The organism is Komarekiella delphini-convector SJRDD-AB1, assembly GCF_014831675.1.
Lineage (GTDB): Bacteria > Cyanobacteriota > Cyanobacteriia > Cyanobacteriales > Nostocaceae > Komarekiella.
In genome coordinates this window covers 1-7,296 of the sequence record NZ_VJXY01000113.1, presented here as the reverse complement: position 1 = coordinate 7,296, position 7,296 = coordinate 1, and the positions used below count along the sequence as shown (strand labels likewise).

General features: G+C 43.3%; 14 protein-coding genes. All 14 read left to right on the top strand.

Features of this window, described 5'->3' with window-relative positions; all coding sequences use genetic code 11:
• The coding region (locus FNW02_RS36855) for a hypothetical protein (RefSeq protein ID WP_191762426.1) at nucleotides 1–1,058 on the top strand (1,058 nt) is incomplete at its 5' end.
• A gap of 112 nt (nucleotides 1,059–1,170) precedes the next feature.
• Nucleotides 1,171–1,620: a DUF1257 domain-containing protein gene (locus FNW02_RS36850; protein WP_191762425.1), complete on the top strand. Its 450-nt coding sequence runs from the start codon at nucleotides 1,171–1,173 to the stop codon at nucleotides 1,618–1,620.
• A 3-nt stretch (nucleotides 1,621–1,623) separates the two neighbouring features.
• Complete coding sequence (locus tag FNW02_RS36845) at nucleotides 1,624–1,830, top strand: DUF2997 domain-containing protein (protein WP_191762424.1); 207 nt, start codon at nucleotides 1,624–1,626, stop codon at nucleotides 1,828–1,830.
• A 90-nt stretch (nucleotides 1,831–1,920) separates the two neighbouring features.
• Entirely contained in the window at nucleotides 1,921–3,543 is a 1,623-nt protein-coding gene (locus FNW02_RS36840) for an AAA family ATPase (protein WP_191762423.1), read from the top strand.
• 95 nt (nucleotides 3,544–3,638) lie between these two features.
• Entirely contained in the window at nucleotides 3,639–3,986 is a 348-nt protein-coding gene (locus tag FNW02_RS36835; RefSeq protein ID WP_191762422.1) for a hypothetical protein, read from the top strand.
• Between the two features lie 13 nt (nucleotides 3,987–3,999).
• Nucleotides 4,000–4,560, top strand: coding sequence for a WGR domain-containing protein (locus FNW02_RS36830; protein ID WP_191762421.1), 561 nt, complete (start codon nucleotides 4,000–4,002; stop codon nucleotides 4,558–4,560).
• 67 nt (nucleotides 4,561–4,627) lie between these two features.
• Entirely contained in the window at nucleotides 4,628–4,975 is a 348-nt protein-coding gene (locus tag FNW02_RS36825; RefSeq protein ID WP_191762420.1) for a hypothetical protein, read from the top strand.
• Nucleotides 4,976–5,329: 354 nt separating this feature from the next.
• Nucleotides 5,330–5,590: a hypothetical protein gene (locus FNW02_RS36820; RefSeq protein ID WP_191762419.1), complete on the top strand. Its 261-nt coding sequence runs from the start codon at nucleotides 5,330–5,332 to the stop codon at nucleotides 5,588–5,590.
• A 91-nt stretch (nucleotides 5,591–5,681) separates the two neighbouring features.
• Nucleotides 5,682–5,885 (top strand): hypothetical protein, encoded by a 204-nt coding sequence (locus FNW02_RS36815; RefSeq protein WP_191762418.1) that lies wholly within the window; start codon nucleotides 5,682–5,684, stop codon nucleotides 5,883–5,885.
• Nucleotides 5,882–6,097 (top strand): hypothetical protein, encoded by a 216-nt coding sequence (locus FNW02_RS36810; RefSeq protein ID WP_191762417.1) that lies wholly within the window; start codon nucleotides 5,882–5,884, stop codon nucleotides 6,095–6,097. Before FNW02_RS36815 ends, FNW02_RS36810 begins: the two co-directional genes overlap by 4 nt.
• Nucleotides 6,090–6,440, top strand: coding sequence for a hypothetical protein (locus FNW02_RS36805; RefSeq protein ID WP_191762416.1), 351 nt, complete (start codon nucleotides 6,090–6,092; stop codon nucleotides 6,438–6,440). Before FNW02_RS36810 ends, FNW02_RS36805 begins: the two co-directional genes overlap by 8 nt.
• Before the next feature lie 12 nt (nucleotides 6,441–6,452).
• Nucleotides 6,453–6,806, top strand: a complete 354-nt coding sequence (locus tag FNW02_RS36800; protein ID WP_191762415.1) for a hypothetical protein — start codon at nucleotides 6,453–6,455, stop codon at nucleotides 6,804–6,806.
• A 10-nt stretch (nucleotides 6,807–6,816) separates the two neighbouring features.
• On the top strand, nucleotides 6,817–7,050 hold the full coding sequence (locus tag FNW02_RS36795; protein WP_191762414.1) for a hypothetical protein: 234 nt from the start codon (nucleotides 6,817–6,819) through the stop codon (nucleotides 7,048–7,050).
• Nucleotides 7,043–7,252 (top strand): hypothetical protein, encoded by a 210-nt coding sequence (locus tag FNW02_RS36790; protein WP_191762413.1) that lies wholly within the window; start codon nucleotides 7,043–7,045, stop codon nucleotides 7,250–7,252. Before FNW02_RS36795 ends, FNW02_RS36790 begins: the two co-directional genes overlap by 8 nt.
• Nucleotides 7,253–7,296 lie beyond the last annotated feature (44 nt).

Below are 7,296 nucleotides of genomic sequence, written 5' to 3'. Positions count from 1 at the left end.
CTTCTCCCCAAACTGAAAATTTTCTAACTGATGCCACAGTCGAACGCCTGAACTTCTCGAAACTAAATAAAACCCGTATTCGCTTCCGTATTCAACTGAAAAATAGTACTAAAAGTGCCGCTCCCAAGTGGGCGGATGTCCTCAACTCAGAGGTATCTGAATCGGAATCTGACCTGATGAAAGTTACAAATTCCGAAGTCGGGTTGAGGGGTGTTAAGGTTTTCAAAAAACTAGATGAAGCTGCTGCACAACTGAGGCAAGAGATTGCTTCAGTTCAAGAATGGATGTCTCCTGATACTGGCGATTGGGTCTGTCCGATTGACTTAGCACCACTTGTGTGGAATCAGTTAATCAATATCAGAGATAATATTGCCCCGGCTCTCAGGAACCAGCTAAAAGTTGATTACGAAGCAGGACTTGTTGATTACCAAGAGCGAATTGACCAGTTCCTCTCGCTCAACACTTGGGAACTATCTTTAGAGAAACAAGAATCAGTACGAGTCAACTTGTTAAAAGCTTTCCCTACTCTGAATGATTTAGAAGATTATCTGCAAGTGGTAATTGGTCGCCCCGTAATCATTCCTGCCCTGTCTGAACAACTCAACCAACAACAGGCTGAGTGTTTAGACCAGATTACCAAGTTTATCCAGCAATACGATAGTAACCTGGAGCAGCGGTTACGGGAATCGGCTCTTGCTGGAGGTGAACAACTCGCTGGGCAGTTGTTAGAAGAGTTGGCTGACTGGGAGCCAGGGCGTAAGCCTGTACTCTTCAAAAAGAAGATGTCCAAGCATTTAATGAAAGTACAGGTATTATTAGCGAATGCCTCTCCTGAAGCTGGCGGTAGTTTGCATACTATGATGGAGCATTTGAATTCTATCGTCAACGACCCAGATATCGAATCCAAGAATCTTGGTAATCAAGGGCGCAGTCAGTTGCAACAGAAGATTGACGATATCCGTGCCAAGCTACTAGACGAGCAGCGCAATCTCCAACAGTTAGCGACTGGCGACGTAGGCTTATCGAAAGCTACGGTGATGTCGTTCAAGTTTAGGTAAAAAATGGTCAAGGGCGAGGGTGTATCGCTCTTGACTTAATAATCACTGAAATTAAAAGTGTAATCCCCACATTAGCATTTCACTTGCATCTATAAAACTATTGAGGTTAATTATGTCCCACTTCTCAACCGTAACAACCAAACTCACTAACCGCGAGTGTTTGGTACAAGCTCTCACTCTACTAAACCTATCACCACTCGTTCATGAAAAAGCACGGCCATTAAAAGGTTATTATGGTGGCTCCCAAGGACAGAGCGCTGAAATTATAGTCCGTGGTAGCACCATAAAAGCCCGTGCAGACATCGGATTTTGCTGGAATCAAGCAAGCGGTGTGTATGATGTAATACACGACAGCTACGAAACAGTTCCACGCCTGGGACAAGACTTCTTTAGTAACAAGTTAATGCTGGCTTATGGACAGCGGATAGTTCGTGCTAAAGCTCTTGAGCTACAAGAGCAGTTTGGGGAATGCGCGATTACTGAAGAAACCAACGGCACTGTGCAAACCCTACGCCTTACCTTCAGCGGACATCAGCAACAACAGCAATATACAAGGAGATAACGCATGGAACGTTCAATTTTGATTCATTTCGACAATGCTACAGGTGAAGTTCGAGTAGAAGCAGAAGGATTTGAGGGGTTGAGTTGTTTATCAGCTACGCAACCGTTTGAATCCGCATTGGGAATTGTAGGCGAACGGGAGTTCAAGGACGAAGCCCAAACCCAACAGATCCGCACTGCGAACAGCAGTCAAACACGCCTGCGTCAGTAATCAGTAATCAGTTACCAGTCTTAACTTGACTGGTAACTGCTGTTCATAAAGGCTTCGCCATTTCATAAGTGAAATATTTGAATAATCGACATGAAACTCTCAAATCTGCTCTCTACGCTCGATTCACAAATCCCCATTGCTGCGGTTGATGTGCTGTCTCCTGATGAAGCCACGATTATTCAGTGGTTGACTACTGAAGCTAACAACAAGTTAAAAAGTCCAGTGTTTTTCTGGAACCTTGGTGTGTCCAGCTTAGAACAGTGTTTGATTGCGTCGGATGGTGGACTGGTATTCAAACCTGTAGCGGAGTATAAGAAACCACCACAGGCTGATCCACTGTTGTACGTATTTGATTACATTGCAAATTTTAGTGGTGATGGAGTCTTTATCTTAGGAGACATTCACCCGTTCATCGCCAAGAACTCGCCCCAATTAAGTTGGGAAATTGTCAGTAAGGTAAAAAATCTCTATCACCGACTTAAGCCAACTGGGAAACGTATTGTACTGCTGGGGCAAAACATACAATTGCACGAGTCACTCATACGCTTAATTCCTTACTGTGAAGTGCCTCTTCCAAGCGTAGAGCAGGTAAAAGAACATATAAATTCTTACTTATATGACCTTTGGGAATTAGCTTCTCAAATTGATGAACCTTTTAAGTTGAATTTAAGCGATTCGGATCAAGAAACCCTTTCTCGCGCAGCTTTAGGACTGACCTTGGAAGAGATTAGTGATTTCTTGCGTCTGACGGTCAAAGAAAAGCTGACCGACGATGGTATTGTTGTTGATGCCGATTTCATACCCAAGGCTGTCGAGTATAAAACTCGGCTGCTGTCACAAATGGGTATCGAGTTAGGCAAGCCAGCCAGCATACCGTTTGGGGGTTTGGATCTACTGCGCGAGTGGTTACAAAGACGGCGGCGGTTGTTCACACAAGAGGCGCGATCGCTGCGTCTGCCCCAACCCAAAGGTGTATTGCTTGCGGGGCCGCCCGGAACAGGAAAATCTCACTGCGCCAAAAACATCGCAACTATCCTTAATTTACCATTGTTGCAGTTAGACATTGCGTCCCTTTTGGGTAGTCTGGTAGGCGAGTCTGAAGGTAATGTTAAACGTGCATTGAAAACTGCCGAAGCGATCGCACCTTGTGTCTTGTTTATAGATGAGGTCGAAAAAGCACTTTCAGGTCAGGGCGATACAAGTGGTGTTAGTCAAAGGATTCTTGGAACCTTGCTTACGTTCATGAGTGAGTGTACTGCTGGAGTATTTATTGTCGCTACTTGCAATGACCCATCAGTACTACCAACTGAATTCAAACGCAAAGGTCGCTTTGATGAATCATTTTTTGTGGATCTTCCTACTGAACCAGAACGGGTACAGATTCTAGGGATTCACCTAGAGCGATTCGGTATTCAAGTACAGCTTGAATATCTCGAAGCAGTTGCAGCTTCGACCGCAAAATTCTCCGGCGCAGAACTGGAAACCCTTGCTTCGGAAGCCGCACTGCTGGCATTTGATGAAGGACGACCACAACAGGTCACTTTAGGGGATTTGGAAGCTTGTCGCCAAACCATTACCCCACTTGCCATCCAGGATGCGGCGGCTGTAGAGCGAATGCAGGCGTGGGCGGCTACCGCGCGACGGGCTAGTAGTCCTGTGGTTGCAGCGAAAACTCAGTCTCTCAGAACTGCCAAATACAGAAACCTGAACTGATATTAATTGCGGTTGCTCCCTAATTCTATGGGGGCAATCACTCTTTTTTTTAGTAATTGACAGCAGTTTCTTAACAATTATATAGACCGAAGAAAATGACAACAGATTTAGTGACATACTACGGACAAACAGACTTAATTAACCAACTAGTTGATAACTACGGCGCACACTTAGAAAAGTTAGACAGAGAAACGAAACTGTTATTACGAGTAACTCTGTCTACATACATTGTTATGCAACAAGAGTACACCCCAACTGAATATGCAGTATCTACAGCCCTTGAAGATGCTTTGTGTGAACTAGTAATTCCTGATTCTATTCCCCAAGATTTATACGATGTCTGCTCTGCTTTAGATGGGCTAACAACAGACGAAGCTGAAACCTTACTTGAAGCACTACAACACCAAATCAGATGGGGCAATGCCCAGAAGTTAGCGAGTTAACAGGGTAAGAAACATGGAAATCTATTTAGTTTTTGTAGACACGCTCCAGAACAGCAACAAATTCTGGTCTGCCAAAGTCGAAAATAGTAACTTAACAGTGCAGTGGGGCAGAGTCGGTTATCAAGCGCAAACAAAAGTCCACACATTAGCCAATCATCAAAGAGCCGTTGCTAAATTTCATAATTTGGTAGCAGAAAAGAAAGCCAAAGGCTACAGGGAAAGTCAGCCACAGATGGATGGTGAGCGCAGTATTTCAGATATCAGACGAGCGATACAACTGCTGAATACTATACGTCCGGCTGTTGTAAACAGAAATTTTGGTGATAGCTATATATCTGCTCTTAATGAATATTTGAAAATTGTCCCTACGCCTTTGGGGATGCAGATAGATTATCACAGAGTTTATCGCACGGTAGCAGATATTGACTATCAGCAAGAGTTACTTAATTCTCTGTTAGCGACACCTGTACCAGAAGCTCCTGCGGTGGCTGTTGGTCATGTCGCTGAAGCAGCAGCAGAACTCAAAGTAGTCAGTCTCAAGACTATCAGTAGGAACTTCTGGAGACATTTGTAAATGAATCACCACCAAACTGATTAAAAAGTTTGGTGGTAATTATCTAGTAGTTATTTTCAATATCAAAATGAAACAGCCATGCTTTGACTGTCCATTCAACAAGTCCGTAAGATATGCGCTATCACCTGAAAAAGCGCATGACATTCTAGAAGCAATCACACATGATAAAGCTTTTCACTGCCATAAAACAGTTGATTATTCTGATTCTCACGAAGGTCGAGTTACTTCTGATTCCAAATTGTGTTTTGGTGCAGTTCTATTTTTAGAGAATACTGTTAAAGGCGGTTGTCGGTCAAATGTAATGTTCCGGTTGGGGTTGATGTGTAAAGAATTTAAACTTGATGATTTACGCCAAGATGAAAGTGTATATCAGAGTTTTGAAGAATTTTTGGAGGAAGTGGTTTATTCACCTTAAATAAAATACCTGAAAAACAACAAAACTGCTTTCTTCTTAACAGCAGCTAATCTACTGCGTTCGCTTCACCTGTGTGATGAACAGGGTGTAGGGGGTAGGGTGTGGGGTGTAGTGACCTCTCCTTTAAAGAAGAGGTTTCACTTCCCGGACACCGTATTTCTTGCGCTTCGCGCCTCAAAATACATCTTTACTCCCTCTTCCCCTTAAAAGAGGAGGCTTGTATCCGATGTTTGGGGCGGGTTTCCCCTACACCCCACACCCTACACCCTACACCCCACACCCCGCCCCAAAGGGGCTGGTCATTCTACTCAGAAGCAAGGTTTTTGTCCGACAAGCAAATAAGGATGCGTGACTATGTATAGAGTTTCAATCCAAGTTGTCAATGAATATGGCGGTGTAATTGAAAAGTTTCCCACTCATCTTGTGAGAGTTCCTTGCATTGGAGAATCTATTTATTTGAGTATTTGTCGCTGTGATATTCCTGATTATCAAGTTCTTGAAGTTATACACTATACTTTTGCATTTGATAATTCCAAAGGATTGATACAAAACAATGATTCTAAAGGATTAGCGGTAGCAGAAGTCAAGGTAAAAAAGTTGCGACCAGCTAGATGAAGAGGCAGTTCAAAAATTGCATATTTTCCCATCGTACTCTTACCAGACGGTTATGCCATCACACAATCACGCACTACAAGGAAAAAACATTATGCCCAAAAAATTCACTCGTCACACCCCTGCTGACCACTCTTCTCAATGCCTACAATATCTCAAACGTTGCGGCGGCAGCGCTCGACTGTGCAACATCAGTTTCGGCTTGAGTGTGGTTCAAACGTTAGTCAATCGAAAACTGGTGAAGGTTAGCAATAAGGGTGCAGGATTTTATGTGGAGTTAGAAGAGTTAATCTCATGACAAGATTCAACAAGGGCGATCGCGTTCAAACACCAGTTGGTAACGGCTCAGTTATCTCTACTGAACGCGATTGGGAAAGAGAATGTACTTGGGTAGAAGTTCAACTTGATGTTTCAGTAACTCAGCCTGGTTGTCACTCTGATACTGTGACTCAATCAGTCGGAGAGTTTAAAGACAGCAGCATTCAAAAAATAAGTGAAACTCATGACTAATCACAAACAAATTGAGTATTTAACTACGCAAGAGCCAAAAGTCCGGTTAGTTAAAAGTCGCCGTACTTTAAGACGGTTTAACCCCAAGATTTTCATTGACCACGCTATAGAAACAATAGCGATCGCCTCTCTACTGTTTACCGGATTTGCGGGAGTAGGGGCGCTCGCTTGCTGGGGGCTGGAAATTATTGAGTTAAATACTAATCCCAACATCATCATCTCTAACTGGTACTATCAGAAAAACGCTTGTCTGGGAGGTATACTGGTAAGTTTTTCTGCTTTCCTGGGCAGTTCTTTACTGGGGGCAAGTCTTGGTATTAGCAGAGATAATTTTTCTAAATAATTAGGAGAAATAATGTCCAAACTGAAATACCTAAACATTTGTGCTGGAGCAATGGGAATAACAGCAGCGTTCATCGGAGGCACAATTCTAATCAAAGGGACTAACGAGGCGAGTGTCAAAAGTTTTTTGGCTGGTTCCTGCTTGACGCTGGGAGGGATAGGGATAGCTTCAGCCAGTTTGTATCAATTCAAAGTTGAATCGGATATCGAAAAGATTTTATCAGAAAGACGCAAAGCAATGCCAAAAGCTTGTAGGGGTTGCAGGAACTTTCACGGGATTAAATACCAAGGAGTAATGCTAGTTTGCGCGATACATCCGGGTGGTATAGACGGTGATACCTGCCCAGATTTTGAGAAGTTTAACTAACAAAATAGTTATGGAAATCATACTAACCACATCTGAAATACGAGCAATTCTCCAAGGGTGTCAACAGACTTTGCGGCTTGTTCAAAGTACTACAGAGTATCGACTGATTCGGTCTTCTCCTTACTTCTCAACATCAAACGATGTCTACATCGGTGATGCTGTGAATGTTTTGGGGGAACTGGTGGAGGCGATTGATGAAGTAGAACAGATCACTCAATACAAGGAAGGAATTATAAATGACTGAACCAAAAACGCTTGTCAAAGGAAAGCTGTACATATTCCGTGGTGTGCAACTGCGTTATCAACACCCGTCCAGTTGTGCTGTGCAAGCCCGATATGTATTCACAAACTCTAAGGGCCAACGGGGTGCAACGCGAAAAAGTTGGGTAATGAAGGGTAGTGTGAAAGGCACAAAAAAAAGTAGGATGCCTGGACAAGATGTTTAGGCTGATAGCCAAGCAACCAGGAGTCTCCTACGTTGAAAAGTAAT